Below are 24,888 nucleotides of genomic sequence, written 5' to 3'. Positions count from 1 at the left end.
CATGAATATTAATGACCAGATCCGGCTCAGTGCCATAATATCCCTGATTGTTGTTATTGTGATATCGGGCTCTATCCTTTACACCAGTCAGGAGAAGCAGGATCTTGAGTATCAGGAGAATCTCGCAGCCGAACTGGTAAAAGGAGGAAACGAACTTTCCCAGCTCTCAAATGAATATTTCCTCTTTGGCGAACCACGGGCCTATTTACAGTGGAAAGACCGTTATGCTTCACTCCAGCCTGTTCTCAATGAACTAAAATCAACAGGCTCAAAGGAAGAACGGAGCATCTCGATAATCAGAGAAAGCAACACAGAAATCGGCAGGATTCTTGGGGATGTGCAGCAGACGCAGGAATTTAACGAAAATAATCTTTTTTCACCCGTCACAGGCTCTCCTGCCATATGGTACAGTAATCAGATCCAGACACAGGGACTTATCTTTGAGGCCTGGCAGCTCCGCCATATATATAATAATAACCTAAGTGAAATCCGGTTCTTAAATGATATCTTCATCGTAGCACTCGTCCTTGCAATGTTTGTCATCATCAGTATCAACTACCTGCTCCTCAGCCGCCGGATAATATTGTCAATTGGAGATGTCAATAAAGGGAGTAAAGAGTTCGCTTCAGGCAACCTTGAGTACCGGATACCGGTGACCAGAGATGACGAGATCGGGGGAATTGCCCGCCGTCTCAACACGATGGCAGAGCAGATTCAAATTGTAACTGCTTCAAGGGATGAACTGAACAGGGAGATTTCCGAACACAAACTGACTGAAGAGAAACTTAGGACAACCCACCGTGATCTGGAAAATAAGATAATCGAACAGAAAGAATCAAAAGATCACATCCTCTACCTCAACCAGATACTTCGAACCATAAGAACTGTCAATCAGCTCCTTGTATTTGAGAAGGATCCGGATATACTCCCTCAGAAAATCTGCGATATAATGGGCAAAAGCAGAGGATTTGAAAATGTCTGGATTGTGCGTTTTAATAATAAGGGAGAATTCCTCAGAATGTATAAATCCGGGATTGAAGAAGTATTTACAGACCTTGAAAACTCACTCTCACGGGGGAATATCCCCTGGTGTTTAAAGGACGCTCTGCAACAAAACGGTGTTATACAGGTTAATAAACTTACAGGGAAATGCAATAATTGTCCCCTTTTCGCGTTTAGTTCCGGCAGGATTACCCTGACCTGTCCCCTCAGGTATGAAGGGGAAAACTATGGCGTTCTCTCAGCAATTCTGCCGGAAAAAGTTATCCCTGATGAAGAAGATCTTGGTCTTTTTAATGAGATCTGCGAGGATGTGGGCTTTGGCCTGCATACAATAGGGCTGACACAGCGCGAATCCCATTCATTAGCCCAGATTCAACAGAATATGATGCAGCTTGGAGCAGTAAATGATGAGATTCGAAATCCCCTGACCATAATCAGAATGCTCAATGAACTTGATCAGACTGAAGCAAACCGGAAAATAGTTGATGAACAGATCTGTTTAATCGATGAGCTTATTAAAAAACTTGACATGGGCTGGGTAGGCTCTGAGAAGATATGGAATTATTTGATGAAACATCACGGCATAAAAAAACAGGACGACAACAATGACTGAAATTAAGGATCATACTGAGATTTTAATAATTGACGACAATGTCCCGTTAAGCTCTGTTTACACAGAGATTCTTCAGAAAGCAGGACATTCTGTCACAGTTGCAAACAGCGGACAGCAGGCCCTCACAATTCTGGACACCCAGCAGTTCGACATTATTCTGCTTGATATTATGATGGAACCAATGGACGGCTGGGAGGTGCTCAGACATATCAGAAACCGTGGAGACTGCAGGGATACCGGCATTATTGTGGTGACTGCAAAATCCCTGCTCTCCAGGGAGGCAATGGAATATGGCGATATCATCCAGGGTTTTTTAATGAAGCCGTTATCTGTCCAGGAACTCAGGGAATTCATAGTTTCCGTCATATCTGAAAGAGAGGAGAGAAAAAAACTTCTTATGAGATGCGGAGATGATGATTCTGCCCGGAAAAAAACAGAGGAATATCTGAGACTTAATCAGCAGATTCGGGTCTGGGAAATGATGCTGTCAATAATTGAGAATACATTTGGGAATGCAATATCCCGTGAACGCGCTGAATATCAGGATCAGATCAAATATATACAGGATATAATTAAAAAAAGGAAAGAACTTCTCCAGGAACTAAATGTCCGGGGGTAAACATTTACGCCCTGATTAAAATCTTTTATCTCTATAAAAAAAATTACAGGTTTTACTGCAAATTAACAGAATTGCAACCCTCCATTTTTTAAAAAAATATTTTTTTAATCTTCACGCACCATGACAATTGCTTTTTTCGGGCAGACCTCAACACAGATTCCGCATCCCTTGCAATAATCATAATCAATATTAAACTCAGTATCAATTGTCCCGTCAGGACAGAAACGGTAACAGTTGCCGCACTTGTTGCATTTGTCCATGTCAACAACGGGTTTGAAAGTTCTCCATGAACCGGTCTTTCCCGATGCACCTGTCTTCGGTTTTGAAATCGCAAGTTTTGCACTCATAATGAAAGCTCCTCGTATGCATTTATCGCCGCTTCAGCATTCCTCTCGTCCTTAAATGTCTCTGAGATTGCTTTTCGCACAGATTCACGGGAGACAAGCCCGACCTTTGCAATCGCTCCCAAAAGCGGAGTGTTCAGGATAGGATTTCCTGCAACCACAAGATCCAGGGATAATGCAACACCTGTCAGGTCGGCATTATACACCTTATGATCACCCATCTCAACAGGACGCGGACTGTTTACCAGAACCTTACCTTCCGGCTTTATACCCTGCATGACATCGACTGTATGCATAATGGATAAGTCAAGAACTATTACAAGATCAGGCTTTCTTATCTGCGAATAAATCCTGATTGGCTCATCATCAATTCTGATAAACGAAACCACAGGAGCACCGCGTCTTTCCGCACCGTAAAGAGGTGTTGCGGTCGCATACTTACCATCCAGAAACGCTGCCTGCGCAAGAAGTTTTGCGGCAGTAACTCCGCCCTGCCCGCCGCGGGAGTGAAGTCTTATCTCATACATTATTCACTCACCCCGAACCAGTGCTCGCTACCGGCATTTCTCATCTTAACAAACCCTGCAATATCATCGTAGGTCACTTCCTGACCGCCAAGACCTGCAATTACACTGAAAGGACTGCATCCGGTCTTGGAGCGGATTTCATTTACAAGGATCCCGCCGTATCCGAAGGAATAGTTACGGTCGATTACCACAATTTCCTTATCCCCGATTACTTCCTTTAAATCAGGGAACGGCCTGAACCAGCGTATACCAAGAGAGCCTGCTTTTATTCCTTCTTCTCGCAGGATATCAACCGCAACTTCGGCTTCCTTTGCAAGAGTTCCCATTGATATTACAAGAACATCGGCATCTCCGGTCAGATATTCCTCATACATACCGTATTTTCTTCCGAAACGCTTCGCAAAATCAGTCTGGGTATCTTCTATAACCTTAACCGAGTCCCTCATTCCGCGTTCGATATCGCGGCGGAATTTGAAATGATCAGAAGGAAGTGTAAGTGTTCCGTATCCGCCGGGATTATCAATATCAATCGCATGCGGAATATTCACAGGAGGAATAAAGTCACCAGGCTCGAGTGTCTCAAAAGACTGGGTAATGTGTGTTAATAAAAATCCGTCAAGGTTTATCATAACCGGCAGGAGCACATCCTCATTTTCTGCTATACGAAATGCCATAAGAGTCATATCATATGCTTCCTGAACAGTCGATACGTATGCCTGAAGCCATCCTGTATCTCTCATAGACATTGAATCCGAATGCTCAGCACCGATATTCCATCCGGGCCCGAGTGCACGGTTTGCATTTGCCATTACAATCGGAAGACGTGCCCCTGCAGACATATGTAGCATCTCGCACATATACACAAGTCCGTGTGAGCTTGTTGCGGTAAATGTCCTGATACCTGTTGCAGCGGCTCCGATGCATGCCGCCATTGAGGAGTGTTCTGACTCAACAGGAATATATCGTGCATCAAGCTCTCCTGACGCAACATAGTTTGCAGTCTCCTCCACAATCTCTGTCTGCGGCGTAATAGGATATGCAGCAACCACGGTCGGTTTTGCATCACGGACTGCGGTTGCAACCGCCTTGTTTCCGGTACCAATCATCAGCATATTCCTTCCACCTCACGTTCGAGCTTTTTTATATTATTTTCAACATGCTCAGAAAGAACAGCTATGTCCTCCTCTGATGCAGTCTTAAATCTTCCCTGAACCTTCAGATATTCGGATACAGGAATCCTCTTCTTCATAGCAGCTTTGGATGCACCTGTTATCTTTAACTTTCCGGCCTCGCGTTCATAAAGAACCCACATTCCGGACTGAACAGCAAGTTTTCCGACCTCCACTGTCTTCTCCGCGGGATATCTCCATCCCGGCGGGCATGGCGCAAGAATATGCATAAATTTTGGTCCGGGAATTGAAAGTGCCTTTTTTACTTTATTGTAAATGTCAACAGGATATGCACTGCATGCCGTAGCCATATAAACGGGATTATGAGCCTCAACTATTGCATCGAGGTCTTTTTTATAGTCGGTTTTTCCAAGCGGCGTTGTAGTCGTTCTTGCACCAAGGGGTGTTGCACCAGACCTCTGCATACCTGTGTTTGAGTATGCCTCATTGTCGTAGCAGATGTAAAGGAAATCTGTACCACGCTCAAGAGCACCGGATAAAGCCTGAATTCCTATATCAACAGTTCCGCCGTCTCCTGCAAAGCAGATCACATTGGTATCTTTCCCGACAGCCCGAAATGCCTCACTCATACCGGATGCAACTGCTGCCGCAGATGCAAACGCAATATTATATACAGGGATATTCATTGCCGTATTTGGGTATACTCCCTGAATCACACTTGTACAGCATGCAGGAACCACAAGCACTGTGTCTTTCCCGGCCGCCTTTGTAACATAACGTAAAACAAGGGAAGCACTGCATCCGGCGCATGCAGACGTAGTTTTAAGTATGAACTCCTCATCCGGAATTTCAGCCAATTTATAACCTCATTAAAAAATCTGTCATCATTGATAATGATAGTTTGGCTATAAACCTAAACACAAAAAGGGATGTCAGGATAAATTATCTGTTATAACGCAGATAATCTGTGTAGAATATTATGCCTGCGAAAGAGAATTTCACTGATCATTATGACGTTTTAGGCCTGTACAGCGATGCAGACTCTGATGCTGTAAAAAAGGCATACCGCAGTCTTGCAAAAGCATTTCACCCTGACACCTCAACACATCCGAATGCAGTAGAGAGATTTCAAAAGATAACCGAGGCATACGAGGTATTATCCGACAGCAAAAGGCGCGAGGAATATGACAGCAGGTATAACCATAATAAAAATACTGTTTCGGATGATTTTTCAGATGAAGGTGATGAATTTTCCAAAATGGCGGATTACGAATATTACTCAGGAGAAAAAGAGCATTTTTTGATAAACGGTAAAAAAAGAGAGTTTGAAAACCTGCGACATATCATAATCAGCGATAATGACTACATAATTGTCGGAGACGAGATGATAAATATCGGCGGAATCCACAGATTCAAACATGAAGGCGAGGAAAAATACTTAATTGACGGAAAAGAATACAGAATTTTTAACGCCGAGCACTATTACCAGAATGGTTCAGAGTTTGTTATCATTGATAAAAAACCATACAGAATAAAAAGTCTCTGAAATTTATTTTACAAAAACACTATTTTTTCTCATTTTTATAAAAATCAAAATCATTTTTTTGGTTATTCATCAAAATATACCTGATTTGGAATAAAACAGGAAATTGACCCGAATGGCTTAAATATCTATAAAGTTATCTCATCATTAGAGGTGAAATAATATGGTTAAAATACCTGATAAAGAATCACTTGAAGGTTTTACGAAAAAGGTAAGCGAGGCTGTAAAACTGCCCGGCGATGCTGAAAAGTCCGATAATGGAAACGGTCTTTCTGATAAGGAACTGGAAAAAATCCGTGATGAAGAGAGGAAAAAAATTGAAAAAGAGCAGAAAGATAAGGATGCAGCAGAGAAGGCAAAAAAATACGAGGTAATAGAGGCACAGAAACGTGCTGAAGATGAAAGACTTCTGGCCGAGAAGAAGAAACAACTTGAACTAGAGCGTCTTGAGAAAGAAAAGCAGGCAGAAGATCTGAAAAAACAGAAAGAAAAACAGACCTGGGCTGTTGAAGAGGAGAAAAAACGCAGGGAAGAAGAGAGGAAAAAGGCAGAGATCGAAAAGGAACTGCTTAGAAAACAAAAAGAAGAGCAAAAAGTTGCAGGAAAACAGAGTCACACATTAAGAAACATTCTGATTGTGGTAGTCATTATACTTGCAGTCCTTGCGGCAGGATATGTATCTCTGATTACGGGAAACAGCAATATAAACGCGTACGGATATCCCCTTTCATACACCGCACAATATGATATCCTGATGCCGGACAACACTGAAGTCAGCTTCGCAGGAATACCTGCAAGGGCAATAAGCAGCGGCGGTTCTGCAACTCTGATGATAAACAATGACAGAAGGACAATGGCAATAGGGCAGACAGAGACATTCCCTGCAAAGCATCTCACAGTAAAAAGTCTTGGAATAACACTCTTTGACGGAGACTATCAGATTATTGCCACATACAGGGGAGTCGTTACAAACAAGGACGATTTCCTGACCCAGGTTAAGACTTCACAGCCAATTCCAAGCTGGCTTGTAAGGTTTATGACACCAGGCGGAGTAGAAATCCGTCCGGTATAATCAATTTTAAAAAATATTTTTTTTGTTTTTACCAGATTTCCGAGATCTTTTTTAATCGGGAATAGTGCCCCTGCAGATCATTTGTGTGAATAAGACTTTTTTCGTGAATATCTATCGGACTGAAACTGATTCCGCAGTCCACATCCCAGAGAATAAGACCCTCCGGAGGTGCTGCGGGAAATCTTTTCCCAGAGGGATTATTTAAGGCATCAGAAACGTCAGAAACATTCATAATTCCCCTGCCGACAGATTCAAGGGTATATGCAATGCAGCGCACCATATGCCAGAGGAAGGAAAATCCGCTGATCTCATAAACAAAAAAATCGTCATCACGGAATAATTCAGAGGATAATACCTCTCTTTCAAATGATTTCCCGTTCGGTCTGGAGAAAGATCTGAAATTATGCTTCCCTGTAAAAATTCCTGCCAGCTCTTCCATATCCTCAAAATTATAAGAAACGCCACCGATTCCGGCAGGAAAATAGTACCGGTATGTTCTTTTCCGGGCAGCAAACCGGGGATTAAAATCAGACGGGACTTCGGCATATCCGGTAAACCTGATATCAGGCGGGAGTTTTTTGTTTACAGCCGATATCGCCCTTTTTGGACACTCTGTATTAAACGCGATTACCTGACGTTTTGCATGAACTCCTGTATCAGTCCTCCCGGATACAGACAGATCAGCGTCATATGCACTTCCAATCAGGCCAAGTTCACAGAGACTTTCAATAATGTCTCCCACAACAGTTCTTTTGTCTGCCTGCTGCTGTGAGCCGTAAAACCTGGTTCCGATATATGAAACCTCAAAAGCAAGTCTCATCTTTTATGTACACGCCGCATTATCTTTCTTTTCGTATTCTTAAGCGACTGACGTGTATACGACCGAAGAGGCGTCATCTTTCCTGTGGGCTCTGTCTTTCCCTGCCTGATTGCGGCAAGTATCGAAGGCACGTTTTTTTCCGCATCTATTAAGGTTATCCCGTATCCGACAAAGCGGGCATTGTGCGCATCGCTTCCGGCAACACACGGTTTTCCAAAGAATTTTGCCTTCCTGCCAGCCTTTTTGTTGGCTGATCCCACAATATATCTGCTGTTAAAAGATTCAACCGCATCAACAGCCTCTATTGCAGTCTTTATCTTTATACCGACGCCATGCCTGCACTGGTGGTAAGGATGGGGGAGGATTAAAAAGCCGCCCTTCTCCCTTGCTATTCTTACAGTCTTATAAAAATCCATTTTGGCAGGAATAACTTCAGTAATACCAAGAACAAGCAGATGACCCTGTTTTGTTGATACCTCAATACCAGGTATTACTAATACATCCGACTTTTTTGATAAAGCATACAGCGCACCGTCAACAGTATCATGATCGACTATGGCTATTGCATCAAGGCCTCTTTTTTCTGCCCTTTTTAGGATATCCTCCACGCTGCTCTCACCATCACGTGAAAAATTCGTATGGATATGCAGATCACACTTCAGCATTAAATCAGTAGTATTTTTCACCTATTGCATATTAATTCAAGCTACAATGACAATTCTCCTTCCCACAGGTTCACTGGCATATCCGCTTGTTAAGGAGTCATCAAAAGGTTTTGATGTCAAAATAACAGTTTCCGGAAAAATTGCGGCATTTATCACCCCTGTCAGCCTAAAGGAACTTATTGAAAAAAACCCGTGTGATATGGTCCTTGTATCAGGGATGTGCACTGCAGATTTCTCAAATATCGAGAGAGAAACAGGAATTCCAATTTTTTTGGGGCCGCGCCACGCGGCAGACCTGGGTCTTATCCTGGGATCAATAGACACAATCCCGCTTTCAAAAACAATTCCGGCAGATGAGATACTTATCAGTGCCAGAGAAACGGGCGCATATGACAGACTCATTAAAAAAGAGGAGGAGGCAACTTCTGACTTTGAAATAAAAGGGCTCAAATTCGGCGGAAGTTCGCAGATGAAAGTTCTCGCAGAGATTATGGATGCACATAAATTAAAAAATCTAAAAGATAAAGTCATTTATTTTTTCAATTCCGGCGCAGACATAGTTGATTTGGGATTTGGTTTTGATGCAACCCCGCAGGATGTATCAGAAACATTTGAGGCTTTAAAGGATATTGAAGGGATATTTGCGGCAGACACACAGGACCCTGCCCTTATTAAAGCCGCACTTCCCTATGCTGACATTTTCCTCTCACTTCATGAGAAAAATATATCTCTGGTTGCAAAAGATGTTGCAAAAGCCGGTGCGGCGGCTGTAATAGTTCCCCTTGAAAACAGTCTTGAGGATAATATAAAAGCTGCAAAAGAGGCAGGAATTGCAAAAATTATTGCCGATCCTCTCCTTCAGCCTGTGGGTTCCGGACTTGTAAAATCACTATCCGGATTTAAGGATTATAATGCTCCGCTGTTTTTCGGGGCAGGAAATGTTACAGAACTAATCGATGCAGACTCACCCGGCGTAAACGCTCTTCTTGCCGGAATGGCAAAAGAAGCCGGTGCATCTGTAATATTCACCAGCGAGCATTCTGATAAGACATATGGATGCGTTAAAGAGATGAAGAGAGCCGTTGATATGATGGCTTTGATGTCAGACCGGCCGTACCCAAAAGATCTGGGCCTCTCACTTTTCTGCATTAAGGAGAAGAGAAGAAGGATAAACCCGCCTCATGAATACGAATCAGTGATAATTTCCGAAAAAATGCCGGAGGATATAAAATACGACCCACTTGGAAATCTGAGGATTATAACAGAAGGGGAATACATAGTTGCAATTCACAACAAAACGGCATTTAAGGGTAAAAAATGGGAGGACGTATTTTATACACTTCTAAAGCACGACCGCGTATCCTTAATGGACCATGCCGCATATCTCGGAAAGGAGCTTTATAAAGCAGAACTTTCACTTAAATATAAAAGAAGTTTTGATCAGGACGGGCCGTTTTAAAGCCTCTTCCATAATTTATCTTACAACAAGAACTGATATTTTGCTGTTTGCAACAACCGCAGTGCTCACACTTCCCATTAAAAATCTTTTTGCCCTTCCTTTGCCTGTTGAGCCGACTATTATAAGATCAGCTGAAACCTCTTCTGCAAAGTCCAGTATCTCATCACGTGCATCACCCATACGTGATACAAATTCAACATCATAATCATACTCAGCGGCAATCGCTTTTGCATTGTTTAGTATCTCCTCACCCTCGGATTTTAAGAGATCAAATATTCTCTCGGAGGAAGGGTCCACAACACCAAGTGAGGGATCAACAACTGATGAACCGTAAACACCGGTGTTTATTGTATACAGACCGTAAAGTTTTGCATCACATGAGGACGCAATATCTATCGCTTTTTTAAGCGCCTTTAATGATGATTCAGAGCCATCCACCGCAACAACAATTTTAGAGTACATACGATACTCTATAGCCTTAAAATAATTAATTCTATCCAAAAGGTAGTTTTAACGTGCCTCTTACTCACTTAATGAAACAATTATCTATAACGCATTTAAACATATCAAGACAGTTATGCCGGACATCAGAATCAGAAGGGAACTTTTGGAAACACTTTTTGCCCTTGGAAAAAGTCAGCATCCAAACGAGTTTCTGGCAATTCTAAAACAAAAAGACGGAATCATTGAAGAGCTTGAGCTTGCACCCGGCACAATTTCAGGAGAGTCCAGCGCAAGTTTTATGCAGTATATGATGCCGCTCGATACAAATACGGCAGGAAGTGCCCATTCGCACCCGAGCGGAGCTGTAAGGCCTTCAAATGCGGATCTGCAATTCTTCCCGAAGACCGGCAGATACCACATAATTATTGGTGCCCCCTACAATGAAGATACATGGAAATGCTTTAGGGCAAACGGAGAAGAGTTTTCAATGGAGGTGGTTTAAATGGTAAGAGTTGTTGCAACAGGAACTTTTGATCTGCTCCATCCGGGTCATCTGTACTATCTCAACGAATCCAAAAAACTCGGGGATGAGCTTTTCGTAATAATTGCCCGCGATAAAAACGTGAAGCACAAACCAAAACCTGTAATACCCGAAAAACAGCGTCTTTTAATGGTTCAGTCTTTAAAGATGGTCGATAATGCCCGTCTCGGGGAGATCGGCGATATGCTAAAACCAATAGAAGAGATAAACCCGGATATAATAACAATAGGATTCAACCAGTATTTTAACATTGAAAATCTTGAAAAACAGCTTGAAAAACGAAATATAAAGGCAAAGGTTGTAAAAATTCAGGGCTCGGAAGGAGACGGATTTTCAAGTTCAAGAAGCATCATGCAGCAGATCTTAAAAGAGCGCTGTAATGAAAACAATCCTGATGAAACCGAATAATTACTTTTTTGATGAACTAAACAATAAAATAACTAAATAATAAAACAACAGTTTTTAGGAATTATTCAAGCATTGTCTTCCAGAAGACATTCTGTTCAATCATAAGCCAGTATTCTGAAAGGCTCTTTTTATGTGCCTTATACTCAGGACAGTAATTTCCCACAATATTCCAGAAATTTTTGGAGTGGTTATGCTCTTTTATGTGCGCAAGCTCGTGTATTATGATATAGTCCCTCAGATGAGGAGAGAGAGCCGCAATCCGGATATTAAAACTGAGTGTTCCCCGTGATGAACAGCTTGCCCACCTGCTCTTCTGGTTTCGTATAGAAAATCCCTTATAAGACACACCCATCTCCCGTGCAATCTCACCAGTCCGGATTTCAAGATCATTTCTCAGACGGCATTTTATGAATTTCTTAAATTCACAGACAGACGGATAAAATATTGTCATACTCCCATAATCAATCCTGCAGGAGTCACCCGGTGTTACAGAAAAAAAATTTCCGAAAAGAAGCATCTTTGAAGATTTTTCCAAAAACTTAACCGAAAGATTACGTTTTTTTTCTATATGCCCAAGTATCCATCCCTTCTTTTCATAAAGAAAACTCCCGACATCATATCCTTTTGGGGCGACAACTCTTAAAGTGCAGTCGGAAAGAACAGACAACCTGATATTTTTTACAGGCTTTCTCACAACAGATACAGAAATACCTTCAAATTTCATATCCAAAACTAATATTTATCTTCAGTTTTAAGCATTCCAATAGGGCTTTCAACATTCGGACGGCGTTTTAAGGTTATCCCATAATGTTTTGAAAGCATATCCCTCACCTTTTCGGACTCAATCCATCCGGCATCAAGCCGGGTTACTATCTCATCTATTTCCTGAGCCTGGGATATTATCTTTAAACCCATATCACCGCCATAAAGGTCAGCAAGGCCCACTATTGCCTGAAGGGGATTTCTGATATGATCATTTAATATTGCAAACTGTTCCATATTCTTTTCTATCTGGAAGAACGCTTCTTTTTTGAGCTCTTCAAGATGATGATTCTTGGTTCTGTCACGAATTATTGTTACTACCTGAATGACTTCACCGTCATCAAATACAGGGCTTTTAATAACCTCATGATATGTCAGTATTCCGTTATTCCGGAATTTTATGATTGTGTCGAGTGATTCACCGGATTTAAAGACATATCTGTATTCAAGACCGAGTTTTCCTGTCAGATGTGGTGCAACATCAGCGAGTTTATTCCCGATAAGAACATTGGATGTGCCGGTATCTCTGATAAACAATTCAAAAGCGTCATTGAAGATTACAATCTCCATGTCTTTATTGACGACCACAACTCCGTCGATAATCGCATTTAATGTTGATATGTGCTGAATCTCCGATTTACGGAGAAGACGGACTGATTTTTTTTCTTCGGAGATATTTTTTGCATATACCAGAATAAGTGAGCCATCTCCTCCTGATATATCAGCTGCCCTGAGTTCCATCTGATCATATGAACCATTATTCAAAAGGAAAACATTTGGTTTTGTCTTATCCTCTGAAATTATTCTGTCCTGCGGACCCTTTATTGTAAAATAATCAGCTATATTATTCAGGGATGGATCAATACCTGCCTTTATCATCCTTTCCCTGCCGGCAGGATTGATATAAACAGTATTTCCCGACGGATATGAAACAATAAAAACAATCTCTGACGAAAGGGAAAAAACCTGCTCCGGATTTTGGACGAATGGCATATCAGGATATTTATCCGGAAGTACAGATGAGGATGCCACAGGATTTTCAATCATCATGCGGAGATTCTCACAAGCCCTTTGAGACATTGCAGATATTGAGGATCTGCCTGTATTTCCTTTTAAATCTTCATCCATCAGGATTTACTTCCACATAATTAAAAACGTCATTTAACTGTTATTTTTTCATAAAATGACGCAGATTACTCTGATTTTTATTATTATACTGAAGTAGAATATATCATTTTGGTTTTTTCCGGATTATGCATTCAATATTGCACATCGCATAAAATATGGATATTATAAAATTATAAAAAAAGAATTTTAAAATTTTCAAAGAGTTTTATGCTGTTCCCAGTATTCCACAATCTCTTTTCCGCCGACAAAAATAAGGCCTTTTTCCTCTGCATACTTAATTGCATCCTCTTTTACAAGTGCACGTCCTGTTCTGTCATCAAGCATCTCACATATTGTAACACAGGGAGTGATTCCTCCAAGTTCTGCAAGCGCAATGGAGAGTTCAGTCTGACCACGCCTCTGATCCAAAAGCTTTTCATTTGCACGCAGGGTTGCCATATGTCCGGGAGTTCTGAATTCCGAGGCGAAATCAGGTGATCCACCGTTCATTGACAACTTCACATGATCCGCAAGCCTGTTGGCAGTAAGTGCCCTGTCAATGTCTGTTACTCCGGTAAATGTATCGCGGTGGTTCACCCAGAGTGAAAATGAGGAATGATTCTTCTTATCGTACGGAATATCACCCTTTTTTTCTGCAAGATGAGTCATCGAAAGAGCTTCGCTTGCAAAGGGAAGACCCATCTTCTCAGCAGCCTTTGAGTGAATGGATGTGCAGATAAGTCCGCCGCCATCCTTTCTCATAGTAAGGATGTGATCAGAGGTTACTGCATCAGAGCGGATTGCAAAATCAGTTTCTCCTTCTCTATCTGCAAAATCAAAAATTAAAATAAATTCTCCCTTTTTTAGTGCTTCTATTGCTTTTTCTATCATCTTATACAAACCTCAACTTTTACTCTGTCCCCGTCTGTAAGACCCATCTTCTCACGAAGCCGGACCTCGGATATGACCTCAATTATATCATCAGGATAATGTGATCTTCCCGGAACGATTATTGCACATTTATATCCGTTTATTCTGCATGGAAGGCATTTTGCACTCCCAAATGTTCTGTCATCGGCAATAAATCCGTCAATATCAACCCAGCCGTGAAGTTCGGCCTTCTTTCTGGTCTCAACTCCGGCAGAGTCAAGCCTGACATTTAAGGTTCCGGGATATGGCTCAAATCCAAGAGCCTCCTTAAACTGTTTTACATATCCGGGAATGCTGACATAATAGCGGCCTTCACCAAGACCGCTTATCAGTTCACCCTCAATCCGGAGTATGCCGGTATTATCCTCAAAGAGTCTTTTATAATCGGCATATTCCTTTTTGAGTGCGTCCTCACCGGGCCTGGTTATTGCAACGTACTGGCCCTCAGGCCTTACTGATCTTAATATCAGATTCTCTTTTTCAAGTGCTATCAGACGGCGGGATGCAGTCTGGGGACTCATCTTTAGGGAATCAGCAAGTTTCTGTGATGAAACAGCCACCTGTCCGCTAAGACCACCCATAAGCGCTATTTTTTTAAGAAACATAAGATCTTCAGCAGCAACCATAGTCACTACCATAATTGATATGCTTAACATATATGGATTATGATCTTATCACAGACTGTCACCCCCCCACATTTTTTCGTGAAATGACGAATCGGCATTCGCTAATTATATAATGTATTAAATAATCATATATTAACATGAAATCCGCACTGCGTAACCGTCTTGCTGAAAAAATGGCAGGAGAGATTACGCTGTCAGATTCCCCGGGAGATGCTCTCCGAAAGTGGAGGATCAATTTTAACATCCCGCCAGGAATGCTGGCAGAAAAACTTGGATTTTCACCATCTGTCATCTCAGATTATGAAGGAGGCAGGAGAAAAAGTCCCGGCACCGCGGTGGTCGGAAAGATTGTTGGCACAATTCTTACAATAGATGAGGAGAACGGTGGCAGGTACATGAAAAAGTACGCCAATATCCTCTACAGTGATTTTGACGATGATGTAATCTATGACATGCATGATTATAACTCGTCAATTCCGCTACAGAATTTTTGTGATACTATTGAATGTGAACTGATTACAGGCCCGATGGATCACAAAATTTACGGTTATACTGTTGTCAACAGTTTAAATGCCATAGTTGAACTCTCAGCAACGGAATTTAATAAAATCTACGGCTGGAGTACAGAAAGGGCATTAATTTTTACAAATGTTTCAACCGGCAAATCGCCGATGATAGCAATCCGCGTCACTCCGTTTAAACCACGCTGTGTGATTCTTCAGGGAATCTCCCCGGATGAGGTTCACCCCCTTGTGCCTGAACTTGCATCAAGAGACAGAATCGCACTCCTTACAACTGAGATGGATACAGACAGGATTGTTAAAGTACTGAGGGAAAAACCATGGTAGGAATAATTACATACGGCGCATATATCCCAAGATTCCGCATTAAAACAGAAGAGATTGCGAGAGTCTGGGGTGCAAACGGTGCTGAAATTGCAAAAGGACTCGGAGTCGCTGAAAAATCGGTTCCGGGTCTGGACGAGGACACCCTTACAATTTCGGTTAATGCAGCAAGATTCGCACTTGCAAGAAGAGAGATAAACCCCGAAGATATCGGTGCAATATATGTGGGCAGTGAATCACACCCGTATGCTGTCAAACCGACATCAGTCACAGTCGGAGAGGCAATCGGTGCAACCCCTGTTATGACAGCAGCAGATCTTGAATTTGCATGCAAAGCAGGAACAGCAGGTATTCAGGCATGCATGGGACTTGTAAAAAGCGGCATGATCAAATACGGTCTTGCAGTAGGTTCCGATATTGCACAGGGTGCACCGGGAGATGCACTTGAATACACGGCAGCAGCAGGTGGCGGGGCATTTGTTATAGGAGATGACAAGGTTATCGCAGAGATAAACGATACATGCTCATTCTCATCAGACACACCTGATTTCTGGAGACGCGAAGGACAGGCATACCCGCGTCACGGAGGACGCTTTTCAGGAGATCCTGCATACTTCAAACACATTCAGGGCGCTGCAAAACTTATGATGGAAAAGGTTGGGACAGAACCGTCTGATTACGATTACGCAGTATTCCACCAGCCAAATGCAAAATTCCCGAGAAATGTCGCAAAGATGCTCGGATTCACATCAGAGCAGATAAACCCGGGTCTTGCAGTAACACGTCTTGGAAATACATACTCAGGAGCTGTTCCGGTCGGACTTTCGGCAACTCTTGATGCTGCAAAGCCGGGCGACAGAATCTTTGTCACATCATACGGTTCAGGTGCAGGCAGTGACGGATTTGACATAACAGTAACAGATGCAATTGAGACCGAGATCGACAGAAGTGCGGCTCCGGGTGTCGAAGAACTCCTTGCAGACAAGCAGTATCTCGACTATGCACTGTATGCAAAACACAAGGGTAAGATAGTGATGCAAAAATGAGAGAAGTAGCAGTAGTCGGAGTTGGACTCACAAACTTCGGAGAGAAATGGGATACCTCATTCAGGGATCTCTGTGTTGAGGCAGGAGCAAAGGCAATTGCAGATGCAGGCATGGACGGGGATCAGATCCAGGAGATGTTTGTCGGAAATATGAGCGGCGGCCGCTTTGTTCTCCAGGAACATATCGGAGCACTCATTGCAGATTATGCAGGCCTTGCAACAAACCACATTCCGTCCACAAGGACTGAAGCGGCATGTGCATCAGGAGGACTTGCATTCAGACAGGCAGTAAGCTGTATTGCATCAGGCACACAGGATATTGTAATTGCCGCAGGTGTTGAGAAGATGACTGATGTCTCCGGAGGAGAGACAACAGATGCCCTTGCAGGTGCGGCAGACCGTGAATGGGAAGGTATGTACGGCGTTACATTCCCGTCCCTTTACGCAATGATAGCCGTTGACTACATGAACAAGTACGGTTTAACACGCGAACAGCTTGCACAGGTTGCAGTCAAAAACCATTACAACGGAGCAAAGAACCCGATTGCGCAGTACAGAAAAGAGATAACAATTGACACTGTGATAAATTCAACACTTGTCGCAGACCCGTTAAGACTAATGGACTGCTCACCTGTAACAGACGGTGCAGCAGCAGTCATTCTCTGTTCACTGGAAAAAGCAAAGGAGTTTACAGACTGCCCGGTAAAGGTTCTTTCATCAACACAGGCAACTGACACAATTGCACTCCATGACCGCCGCGATATCAGCACACTTGATGCAACTGTTGCAGCAGCAGACCGTGCATTTAAACTGGCAAAGCTTGAGAGATCTGATATTGACTTGGTCGAAGTTCACGACTGCTTTACAATAGCAGAACTCTGCGCAATAGAGGACATGGGATTCTGTAAGAAAGGAGAGGCAGGAAAACTTACAGAAGAAGGATACACAGCTCTTGACGGAAAACTACCGGTAAACACAAGCGGAGGACTCAAGTCATGCGGTCACCCCGTTGGTGCAACAGGTATTAAGCAGATCTGTGAAGTTGTTTCACAGCTTCGCGGAGATGCAGGCAAAAGACAGGTTGACGGTGCCGAGACTGCAATGACACACAATGTCGGCGGTACCGGTGCAACTGTTGTTACAAACATATTAAGGAGGGCCTAAAATATGTCTGTCCCACGATTCTGGAGAAAACAGCAGAGCAGATACAATCTTCTCGGAACAAAGTGCGAGACATGCGGAAATTACTATTACCCGCCAAGATCCCTTTGTCCCACATGCAGAAGAGAAGGAAAAATTGTCGAACACAAATTCAAAGGCACAGGAAAAGTAGTCACATTCTCAATAGTCCGAACGGCAAGTGAAGAGTATGATCTTCAGACACCTTTCCCGGTTGCAATTATAGAACTAGATGAGGGTACACGGCTGACAGCCCAGATAATCTGTGACATAGATAAAATCCACATCGGAATGCCGGTTAAACCGACATTCAGAAAGATAACTGCTGACGGTGAGAGCGGCGTTATTGTATACGGAACAAAATTTATTCCTGCCTGAAAGCAGGCATAACCTTTTTTTGGGAGGACAGGATATCTCTGCTCATAAAGATGCAACATAAATGCCTGACTTAATTGTAAAAGACAAAAAGATCTGAGTATAAAAAAGGTTGAAAATTTAATAAAACGGGGGAAAATGGGGATTATGAAAATTACTGAAATTATAAAAGATCCGGTGGCTCTTATAGGAGCAGTTGTAGTCTGCAATCTTGCCGGAGTTGCAGGGGGATATTTCACAGAAACCGGACCGGATTCATGGTATGCCGGCCTTGCAAAACCATGGTTTTTACCGCCATCAATAGCATTTCCGATTGTCTGGACAACTCTTTTCGTACTGATGGGTATATCGCTTTATCTTCTTTGGATAGAGGATAAAACAGACGGAAATGTAAAAGTGGCACTGGGTTTTTTTGCAATCCAGCTTGTATTAAATTTAGGATGGTCATTCTTCTTCTTCGGACTACAAAGTCCCTTATACGGTCTTATAGGAATTATATTCCTGTGGATATTCATATTTGAAACAATAATAACATCATATAAGGTAAACAAAACAGCTGCATATCTGTTAATTCCCTATATAGCATGGGTCTCGTTTGCAGCGATAATAAATGCAGCCGTGCTATTGTTAAATCCGGTTGTATTCTAAAAAACGACAGGAATTAAAATCCCTTAACGCTCTTTTTTATCGCCAGAACTACTTTTTCAATCTCTGCAAATGTAGGTTCTTCTGTCCCTCTTTTTTCAATACCCAGTTCTGTTGCAACAATATGAGCAGAAGAACTCAGACCACAGGAGGATAGCTTCTTTTTTGCACAGCAGTCACTGCATCCGTCAACCAATAAAACAACCCTGCCTCCCACAATATCATCAGAATTGCTGTTTAACTTCAAAGCGGAAATGTGTCTATCTGCAGCACAGGGATTTCGTTGCATAAATGAAAGAGCCGCCTGTGATGTGAGTTTCCCGGTACTTGAAAGTCCCGAGCAGGTTATAAGAATTATTTCGCTCATTTTATTGTATCCTATCTCTTCCGGATATACTCAGAGTCTGTCATAAACACTGCTCCGGCCATCAACTTTTACAACAATAATTATCATCTTACCCCTTTCAATCCTAATAATCACCCTGTAATCGCCAACTCTCAGGCGATGATAATCCGTTCCTTTAACAGGGATCACATACCTGAAGGGATCAGATCTTATGCTGTATATCTTCTGAACAATCCGTTCCTTTATATCTCCCGGAAGTTTATTCAGCGATTTCTGGATATTTTCAGGCAGAATTACTGTATATGACATGTCAGTTCAAAGAAATTCCTTCATCAGCCGCATACTGCTCAATGGTTTTGTATTTCTTTGATTTCAGATCATCAAGAGATTTTTCTATATCCTTAATATCCTCATCGGAAAGGATTTCCGATTCATAGCTTTCAACAATTCGATTTATTATATCGTTGTATGATTCCCGGGGATAAGCTTTGAGAGAATCAAGTTTTTGTTTGACATCTTCCTGAATTCTGACCATTGATGACATATGTATACACAAGTAATCATTTGTAAATATAAATAAATTTCTCAGGCGGAGTTTACTTTTACTTTTTAAAAAAGAAATCTCTATATATTATTTGTGGAAGTATTCAATTTAATGTCAAATTAATTAAAAAAAAATTCAAGGATAACAAATTTATTAGAATCCAATTTTATTTTTCCATTCAGCACCAGATATAGTTTCAACCATTTGGGAAGGTTGTATTTCAGTTAAAAACATACTACTTTGAAATGAAGCCACTCCACCTCGTCCATTATGATACCAATTAGATATTGGAATATTCATCCTTTTAGCTTTACTAATAGGAGACATTGAAATGAAGTTACTTAGAACAAGTGTTTTTTTGGTTCTTGTTAAAGCTACATAAAAAAGACGTCTTTGTTCTTCTAATTTTTTTATTCTCTCTTCAGGAGTGACATCTTTTTCAATATTTGGAATAATTCCATTAATGCATCCTGCCAAAATTACAAACTTAGCGGTTAATCCTTTTGATTTATGTACACTCATAACTCGAATAATATCTTCATCGGGCAATTTAGGTTGAGAAATCGTCATTACTAATCTTGATGAAAAATCTTCAACTGATTCACATTCATTAATAATTGAAAATGCAATCTCTCGAATCTGATTGCAATCTATCTTTTCTCTCCAAAGATAATCAATTAATTCTTCCTTTATTTCACCATTATAAGTACCCAATTTATCTCTCAAAATAATATATCTCTCAATTATGTCACTCCGTTGAGTTTTAAATTCTAATTTAGAGGACAATATTTTCTCCAATGCTTCTTTTGGGCTGAGATTATTGTTTTTTGCAAGTTTTTTCAGCCTAAGATATGCAGGGGTCCGATAATTTGATTTTCCAATCCCCAACCATGATCTTAGCGCAGTCCTGTCATCAGGGTTCACTAAAAGCTTTAAAAGACACATTCCTTCTTTTGAAGAATCATTATCTAAACATTCTTCAGAATAATAACTTTGAGATATAAAACCCATAGAATTGAGCTTATCCCTTATACCATAGCCAATTTGTCTTCGGGGAGATAATACCAAAATATCTCTTGAAGATAATGATTCATCATTTTCTAAAGAATATTTTATAAAATTTGCAATATTATCAATTTCTTCATCGGAAGAAATATGTTGCACAAGATGAATATCCCCATTAATATGAGTTTCTGGACAAAAAAAAGGATAATTTGTTACATCAGAATTATTTATAATTAAATTTTCTGCAAATTTCAATACTAATTTTGGACACCTCTTGCATTCATGAAGCTCATGATTTTCTGTATTATTATGTGTATTACTAAATTCAAGTATCCCTTCAGGATTTGCATGTTTAAAACTAAATATTGACTGGTTTTCATCACCAATAACAGTTAAATTACCTTTTTTAGAGATAATTTCAATAAATTCCTGCTCAGCCTTGTTCAAATCCTGATATTCATCAACAAGAACATATTCAAAGTAATACTCTTTAGCAATTTCCGGATTACTTCTTAAGAAATCCAATGTTTTTGGGATTAATTCTCCTATTAGCATTGATTCGTGATATTCAAGCCAATGTGTCAAATTTTTTTGAAATAACTGTTCATTTTCATCTTCTGTCCAACCAGGAATTTCATGTTGCAAACGAGCCCAATATGATTCAAAAGCATTTAATAATTTACCACACTTTTTTATTCCTCCATGATCTTTAGAAATGTCTGATATTAAGCACTTTTTTTCGAAATCAAGGAGAGGTCTTGGATTTCGTCCAGTCAATTCAAAACAATTATTTTTCCCCAATATTTGAAAAGCCAAACTATGCAATGTGCTTGCTTTAACATCAGAGGCACCATCAATCCCTAAATTGTCTAATTGCTCTATTAAATCATTCGCAGCTGTTCTTGTAAAAGAGACCGCTAAAATTTTAGAAGGATGAACCTTTTCAGCTTCTAAAAGTCGTCCAATTTTTCTCATCATTGCAAATGTCTTTCCAGTCCCTGGTCCCGCTCTTACTAATACAAATTTTCCATCTGATGAAGCGATACCAAAATGCTGACTATCCTTTTCTAAACCATCATCCCATTTCAAAATAAGATCCCCTTATAAAAAAATTACTTTTAGTTAAATTTACATTTGCCCCCAAAAAAATAGCAAGTGCATTTTATATTAATATTTTAATTAAGCATTAAATTATCGGGAATTTCCAATAATACCCATAAAATTGGAGTGAATTACTTTGAAAGACTTAGTATCTCATGTAATTGGTAATTATATCATACTTAGAAAGCGAAGAATATACTGCAAAAAAATTATTTTTCGATTATATGAACATCCCTCTGCGGGAACGGGATATTGATATCTTCCTCACCAAGTTTCTCAAAGAGAGTTTTTAAGACGTCTGATTTCACCGGATAGTAGTCATCGGTATCAACCCAGACTCTTAACTGCAGAATTACGGCAGAATCGGCCATCTCCTTAAACCTGACAATCGGCTTTGGTTCTTTGTGAAGTTTCGGATGACTGTCGGCAACATCCAGTGCGACCTTTATTGCGTCATTTACATTAGTCTCATATCCGACACCATAATCGACCACAATCAGTCGCTTGCATTCCTTTGTTACATTGATAATAGGGCTGTTCCATACCTTGCCGTTAGGAATCATAACCCTTGTATTGTCCAGTTTTTTAAGCTCGGTTGCCATTATGCTGACATCCTTAACAATACCGGTCTCACCTGCAAGTGTAACCTCATCCTCGAGATCATAAGCACGGGATGCCGTTATCCAGATACCGGATGCAATATTATTGACTGTATCCTGAAGACCAAAACCAAGAATAATTGATATGCCTGCTGCGACACTGATTAAAATTCCATCAACGTTAAGCCCCAGAATACCCAGAGCAACCATAATCACAACGAAATACAAAAAGATCTTAATTGCCCTTGTTATCTGAAGCATCATAAGATTAGGAATTCTTAAGTCCCTCTCGCCAAATTTTTCAATCTGCTTTGTTATGGTTTTTATTACAATATAACCAATAACAAGAGCTGCAAGAGCCATTATTATCTGTTCAAACGAGATTGATGTTACATTTTCCAGATAACTGTTTATCTGGGCAATGCTTAGTTTTGAGTCGTCTGCCATTTCTTATTACTCCTCCAGGAAATTTAATGGTGAATAAAAAATCATGCCCGAATTAAGAACAGAGACAGAATAACCAAAGGCGGCACCCTTCTGTCCCCGATAATAATTAATCCAAATCTGATTCTTTCACCGGAATCTATAGCAAATATATCCAATAATTAACAATATATACGGATTCATCAAATAATCAGAAACCCTCATGTGACTATTAGAGATATAATCCATGAGACTTATTTACACGATAAGTAAAAACAGTTTTTATTGTCAAAAAGGAAAATTCCGAATACCAGGGAGGAAATATTTTAAAGCAATACCGAATGGAACATTATCAAAAAATATTTAATTAACTTAATTTATATTTGTAACATATGATCTGCGGTAAAAAAACCGAAGAAAATAAAACAATAATTAAACCACCTTCTGAACATCCCGGCGATATAATAGCATTAAACAAAAGTTTTTTGAGGCATGTCAGGGAGATAAAAGATCTCCCCTTTGAAAAGGCAATAATCTTTGACAGATCAGGTAATTTTCTCTTCAGAATGAAAGGAAAAAGAAACAGTATCGAATTTAATTATTATGACATCCACAGACTTCATGGAAAAATATTCATGCACAATCATCCCCTCGGGGGAGGATTTTCCATCTCAGATATCTGGTCCGCATGTGCACTCAATATGTCAGGGATGATTGCCGCCACATCTGAATATATCTATATGTTTTTCCCGCCTTTGGACAGACATTTCTTTGAAACAACAGAATTTAAGGATATAAGTCACTGCTATAATATTAGAAAAAACCTGACGCCGCCTTACAAAAGGCTGCGAATCAATGACGAAATCTGGAAGAATATTGCCATAGATCTCGGCTACCAGTATCTAAAAATAAAGATATGAAAAACACTCTAAAAACAGCAGATGTCATAGACGGCATGGTGCTGAACAGGGGAATACGACCTTACCATCTTCTCTTTTATCTCTCCCTTCGTAAACTTTCTTAAAACCGGAATCATCTCACCCTCTTTGGACTGAAGTGTATAATAATGAATCATCCCGCCGGGTTTACAGAGTGAGAATGCTACCTCCAGAAATTCAGAGGATGTCATTGGAAGATTCATTATAATTCTGTCAAATGAATTCTTCTCAAAAATTTTCCCGAGAACGAGCGCATCAGCAAGCATGGGAATAATATTCTTCTTTTTGTTAAGAAGGATATTCTCTCTCATAAGACTTACAGCACCAGGATTGATATCCCCGGAATATACAACAGATGCCTTATCAGAAAGAACTACTGGAAAGGGCCCCACTCCTGCAAACATATCCAGAACCCTCTCACCCTCATTCATAAGTGAATATATCCTCTGTCTTTCATTTGCAAGCCTTGCCGAGAAGTATGCAACAGAAAGATCAATTAAAAAGCGGTTGTTATATTCAACATAGCGGGTCTTTGTTGTATCCTCGCCCGCAAGAACCTTAAATTCCTTAACCCGGTATTCACCGGATACAGGGCCTTCGGAGTGAAGAACAGTGTGTATCACAGGCCTTGAATTAAGAAGATATTCCGCCTCCTCTTTATCATCATCCTGCATAACCGCAATTCCGCCGATAAGTTCATGGCGTGCAGGCTCACGTCTTATCTTTCTCTCTTCAAAGAGAAATTCTCCGGATGATTCACTTTCGGATACTAACGGAAATATAAGGGATGTTTCATCCGATACCGGCCTTAAATTCTTATCATAAAGGCCCTCTCTAATCAGTCTCTGCCGGACTGATTCCCCGTCAGACTTGTTTACCTTAATCCCCCAGCTCTTTACAGACATTCAACCGTCATAATATTGTATCTTATCAGACAAATAACTAAACGCAATGGAAGAGTATATCGGGAGACTGAAAAACGGCACTTTGAAGATGCATGCTCTTGAAAGCGAACTGCCGGCTGAAAAGGCAGTATCCGTCAGAAGGGCATACATCGAAGAGGAAACAGGACACAAATTTGACAAAGCCGGAAAATATTCAATAGGAATTGAAAAAGTGGTTCAGAAGAACTGCGAGAATATGATAGGTGCCATCCAGATTCCTTTAGGTGTAGCAGGCCTGCTCAAAGTAAACGGCGAATACGCAAAAGAAGAATACTATATCCCCCTTG

The 24,888-nt window shown here is 40.7% G+C and carries 30 protein-coding genes and 1 pseudogene; 14 read left to right on the top strand and 17 right to left on the bottom strand.

The annotated features are described in order from the left end of the window. The first annotated feature begins 1 nt into the window (after position 1). Positions 2 to 1,615 (top strand): HAMP domain-containing protein, encoded by a 1,614-nt coding sequence (locus ACTB1O_RS06725; protein ID WP_462994368.1) that lies wholly within the window; start codon positions 2 to 4, stop codon positions 1,613 to 1,615. Next, positions 1,608 to 2,234 (top strand): response regulator, encoded by a 627-nt coding sequence (locus tag ACTB1O_RS06720; protein ID WP_462994367.1) that lies wholly within the window; start codon positions 1,608 to 1,610, stop codon positions 2,232 to 2,234. The genes ACTB1O_RS06725 and ACTB1O_RS06720 overlap by 8 nt, the downstream gene beginning before the upstream one ends. A 104-nt stretch (positions 2,235 to 2,338) precedes the next feature. On the opposite strand, the gene ACTB1O_RS06715 is transcribed toward ACTB1O_RS06720, so the two are convergent. The 4 genes from ACTB1O_RS06715 to ACTB1O_RS06700 are packed head-to-tail and all read right to left on the bottom strand — an operon-like array spanning position 2,339 to position 5,092. Beyond that, positions 2,339 to 2,581: a 4Fe-4S binding protein gene (locus ACTB1O_RS06715; RefSeq protein ID WP_462994366.1), complete on the bottom strand. Its 243-nt coding sequence runs from the start codon at positions 2,579 to 2,581 to the stop codon at positions 2,339 to 2,341. Further along, positions 2,578 to 3,105, bottom strand: coding sequence for a 2-oxoacid:acceptor oxidoreductase family protein (locus tag ACTB1O_RS06710; RefSeq protein WP_462994365.1), 528 nt, complete (start codon positions 3,103 to 3,105; stop codon positions 2,578 to 2,580). Before ACTB1O_RS06710 ends, ACTB1O_RS06715 begins: the two co-directional genes overlap by 4 nt. Beyond that, positions 3,105 to 4,217 carry a pyruvate ferredoxin oxidoreductase gene (gene porA / locus ACTB1O_RS06705; RefSeq protein WP_462994364.1) on the bottom strand — a complete coding sequence of 371 codons (1,113 nt, stop codon included), beginning with the start codon at positions 4,215 to 4,217 and terminating at the stop codon, positions 3,105 to 3,107. The genes ACTB1O_RS06710 and porA overlap by 1 nt, the downstream gene beginning before the upstream one ends. Further along, a complete protein-coding gene (locus ACTB1O_RS06700) occupies positions 4,211 to 5,092 on the bottom strand; it encodes a thiamine pyrophosphate-dependent enzyme (RefSeq protein ID WP_462994363.1) in 882 nt (293 codons plus the stop codon). Before ACTB1O_RS06700 ends, porA begins: the two co-directional genes overlap by 7 nt. Before the next feature lie 122 nt (positions 5,093 to 5,214). On the opposite strand from ACTB1O_RS06700, the gene ACTB1O_RS06695 reads away from it, so the two are divergent. Next, entirely contained in the window at positions 5,215 to 5,781 is a 567-nt protein-coding gene (locus ACTB1O_RS06695) for a DnaJ domain-containing protein (protein WP_462994362.1), read from the top strand. A 160-nt stretch (positions 5,782 to 5,941) separates the two neighbouring features. Further along, complete coding sequence (locus ACTB1O_RS06690) at positions 5,942 to 6,850, top strand: hypothetical protein (RefSeq protein WP_462994361.1); 909 nt, start codon at positions 5,942 to 5,944, stop codon at positions 6,848 to 6,850. A 28-nt stretch (positions 6,851 to 6,878) separates the two neighbouring features. Here the strand turns inward: ACTB1O_RS06690 and truA are convergent, their stop codons facing one another. Beyond that, the gene (gene truA / locus ACTB1O_RS06685) at positions 6,879 to 7,670 is read right to left on the bottom strand and encodes a tRNA pseudouridine(38-40) synthase TruA (protein WP_462994360.1); all 792 of its coding nucleotides are present in this window, start codon (positions 7,668 to 7,670) and stop codon (positions 6,879 to 6,881) included. Then, a complete protein-coding gene (locus ACTB1O_RS06680) occupies positions 7,667 to 8,335 on the bottom strand; it encodes a CehA/McbA family metallohydrolase (RefSeq protein WP_462994383.1) in 669 nt (222 codons plus the stop codon). Before ACTB1O_RS06680 ends, truA begins: the two co-directional genes overlap by 4 nt. A 46-nt stretch (positions 8,336 to 8,381) precedes the next feature. Between ACTB1O_RS06680 and ACTB1O_RS06675 the strand changes: the two genes are divergently transcribed. After that, on the top strand, positions 8,382 to 9,794 hold the full coding sequence (locus ACTB1O_RS06675; RefSeq protein WP_462994359.1) for a dihydropteroate synthase-like protein: 1,413 nt from the start codon (positions 8,382 to 8,384) through the stop codon (positions 9,792 to 9,794). Positions 9,795 to 9,809: 15 nt separating this feature from the next. Here ACTB1O_RS06675 and ACTB1O_RS06670 read toward each other — a convergent pair whose 3' ends face one another. Next, positions 9,810 to 10,256: a universal stress protein gene (locus ACTB1O_RS06670; protein ID WP_462994358.1), complete on the bottom strand. Its 447-nt coding sequence runs from the start codon at positions 10,254 to 10,256 to the stop codon at positions 9,810 to 9,812. A 115-nt stretch (positions 10,257 to 10,371) separates the two neighbouring features. Between ACTB1O_RS06670 and ACTB1O_RS06665 the strand changes: the two genes are divergently transcribed. Both ACTB1O_RS06665 and ACTB1O_RS06660 read left to right on the top strand, forming a co-directional pair. Beyond that, a complete protein-coding gene (locus tag ACTB1O_RS06665) occupies positions 10,372 to 10,740 on the top strand; it encodes a Mov34/MPN/PAD-1 family protein (protein ID WP_462994357.1) in 369 nt (122 codons plus the stop codon). Next, positions 10,741 to 11,187: an adenylyltransferase/cytidyltransferase family protein gene (locus tag ACTB1O_RS06660; protein ID WP_462994356.1), complete on the top strand. Its 447-nt coding sequence runs from the start codon at positions 10,741 to 10,743 to the stop codon at positions 11,185 to 11,187. 61 nt (positions 11,188 to 11,248) lie between these two features. Here the strand turns inward: ACTB1O_RS06660 and ACTB1O_RS06655 are convergent, their stop codons facing one another. From ACTB1O_RS06655 to ACTB1O_RS06640, 4 genes are all read right to left on the bottom strand, one after another. Further along, positions 11,249 to 11,911, bottom strand: coding sequence for a M48 family metallopeptidase (locus tag ACTB1O_RS06655; protein ID WP_462994355.1), 663 nt, complete (start codon positions 11,909 to 11,911; stop codon positions 11,249 to 11,251). Positions 11,912 to 11,919: 8 nt separating this feature from the next. Beyond that, positions 11,920 to 13,077 carry a PAS domain-containing protein gene (locus ACTB1O_RS06650; protein WP_462994354.1) on the bottom strand — a complete coding sequence of 386 codons (1,158 nt, stop codon included), beginning with the start codon at positions 13,075 to 13,077 and terminating at the stop codon, positions 11,920 to 11,922. Between the two features lie 195 nt (positions 13,078 to 13,272). Continuing rightward, on the bottom strand, positions 13,273 to 13,947 hold the full coding sequence (ribB, locus tag ACTB1O_RS06645; RefSeq protein ID WP_462994353.1) for a 3,4-dihydroxy-2-butanone-4-phosphate synthase: 675 nt from the start codon (positions 13,945 to 13,947) through the stop codon (positions 13,273 to 13,275). Next, complete coding sequence (locus tag ACTB1O_RS06640; RefSeq protein ID WP_462994352.1) at positions 13,944 to 14,624, bottom strand: DUF120 domain-containing protein; 681 nt, start codon at positions 14,622 to 14,624, stop codon at positions 13,944 to 13,946. The genes ribB and ACTB1O_RS06640 overlap by 4 nt, the downstream gene beginning before the upstream one ends. Before the next feature lie 125 nt (positions 14,625 to 14,749). On the opposite strand from ACTB1O_RS06640, the gene ACTB1O_RS06635 reads away from it, so the two are divergent. The 5 genes from ACTB1O_RS06635 (at position 14,750) to ACTB1O_RS06615 (ending at position 18,704) form a co-directional block, all read left to right on the top strand. Next, complete coding sequence (locus ACTB1O_RS06635; protein WP_462994351.1) at positions 14,750 to 15,460, top strand: transcriptional regulator; 711 nt, start codon at positions 14,750 to 14,752, stop codon at positions 15,458 to 15,460. Next, complete coding sequence (locus ACTB1O_RS06630; protein WP_462994350.1) at positions 15,454 to 16,503, top strand: hydroxymethylglutaryl-CoA synthase; 1,050 nt, start codon at positions 15,454 to 15,456, stop codon at positions 16,501 to 16,503. Before ACTB1O_RS06635 ends, ACTB1O_RS06630 begins: the two co-directional genes overlap by 7 nt. Beyond that, the gene (locus tag ACTB1O_RS06625) at positions 16,500 to 17,666 is read left to right on the top strand and encodes an acetyl-CoA acetyltransferase (RefSeq protein ID WP_462994349.1); all 1,167 of its coding nucleotides are present in this window, start codon (positions 16,500 to 16,502) and stop codon (positions 17,664 to 17,666) included. The genes ACTB1O_RS06630 and ACTB1O_RS06625 overlap by 4 nt, the downstream gene beginning before the upstream one ends. Positions 17,667 to 17,669: 3 nt before the next feature. Continuing rightward, positions 17,670 to 18,059 carry a Zn-ribbon domain-containing OB-fold protein gene (locus tag ACTB1O_RS06620; protein ID WP_462994348.1) on the top strand — a complete coding sequence of 130 codons (390 nt, stop codon included), beginning with the start codon at positions 17,670 to 17,672 and terminating at the stop codon, positions 18,057 to 18,059. A gap of 144 nt (positions 18,060 to 18,203) precedes the next feature. After that, positions 18,204 to 18,704 (top strand): TspO/MBR family protein, encoded by a 501-nt coding sequence (locus ACTB1O_RS06615; protein WP_462994347.1) that lies wholly within the window; start codon positions 18,204 to 18,206, stop codon positions 18,702 to 18,704. Between the two features lie 13 nt (positions 18,705 to 18,717). On the opposite strand, the gene ACTB1O_RS06610 is transcribed toward ACTB1O_RS06615, so the two are convergent. From ACTB1O_RS06610 to ACTB1O_RS06590, 5 genes are all read right to left on the bottom strand, one after another. Then, on the bottom strand, positions 18,718 to 19,068 hold the full coding sequence (locus tag ACTB1O_RS06610; protein WP_462994346.1) for a putative zinc-binding protein: 351 nt from the start codon (positions 19,066 to 19,068) through the stop codon (positions 18,718 to 18,720). A 30-nt stretch (positions 19,069 to 19,098) separates the two neighbouring features. After that, on the bottom strand, positions 19,099 to 19,356 hold the full coding sequence (locus ACTB1O_RS06605; protein ID WP_462994345.1) for a type II toxin-antitoxin system RelE family toxin: 258 nt from the start codon (positions 19,354 to 19,356) through the stop codon (positions 19,099 to 19,101). A 1-nt stretch (position 19,357) separates the two neighbouring features. Next, positions 19,358 to 19,591 (bottom strand): DUF7557 family protein, encoded by a 234-nt coding sequence (locus ACTB1O_RS06600; RefSeq protein ID WP_462994344.1) that lies wholly within the window; start codon positions 19,589 to 19,591, stop codon positions 19,358 to 19,360. 153 nt (positions 19,592 to 19,744) lie between these two features. Beyond that, positions 19,745 to 21,685, bottom strand: a complete 1,941-nt coding sequence (locus ACTB1O_RS06595; RefSeq protein ID WP_462994343.1) for a UvrD-helicase domain-containing protein — start codon at positions 21,683 to 21,685, stop codon at positions 19,745 to 19,747. Between the two features lie 221 nt (positions 21,686 to 21,906). Beyond that, positions 21,907 to 22,743 (bottom strand): mechanosensitive ion channel family protein, encoded by an 837-nt coding sequence (locus ACTB1O_RS06590; RefSeq protein ID WP_462994342.1) that lies wholly within the window; start codon positions 22,741 to 22,743, stop codon positions 21,907 to 21,909. 368 nt (positions 22,744 to 23,111) lie between these two features. Here ACTB1O_RS06590 and ACTB1O_RS06585 point away from each other — a divergent pair, with 368 nt between their 5' ends. Next, complete coding sequence (locus ACTB1O_RS06585; protein ID WP_462994341.1) at positions 23,112 to 23,639, top strand: hypothetical protein; 528 nt, start codon at positions 23,112 to 23,114, stop codon at positions 23,637 to 23,639. Between the two features lie 8 nt (positions 23,640 to 23,647). On the opposite strand, the gene ACTB1O_RS06580 is transcribed toward ACTB1O_RS06585, so the two are convergent. Then, a complete protein-coding gene (locus ACTB1O_RS06580) occupies positions 23,648 to 24,562 on the bottom strand; it encodes a class I SAM-dependent methyltransferase (RefSeq protein ID WP_462994340.1) in 915 nt (304 codons plus the stop codon). Positions 24,563 to 24,608: 46 nt separating this feature from the next. On the opposite strand from ACTB1O_RS06580, the pseudogene ACTB1O_RS06575 reads away from it, so the two are divergent. Beyond that, positions 24,609 to 24,888 (top strand): annotated as a pseudogene (locus ACTB1O_RS06575) (3-hydroxy-3-methylglutaryl-CoA reductase); the annotation flags it as partial.

The organism is Methanomicrobium sp. (assembly GCF_055145805.1).
Note: the sequence above shows the minus strand (reverse complement) of the source record. Positions and strands in the feature narration are given on the sequence as shown.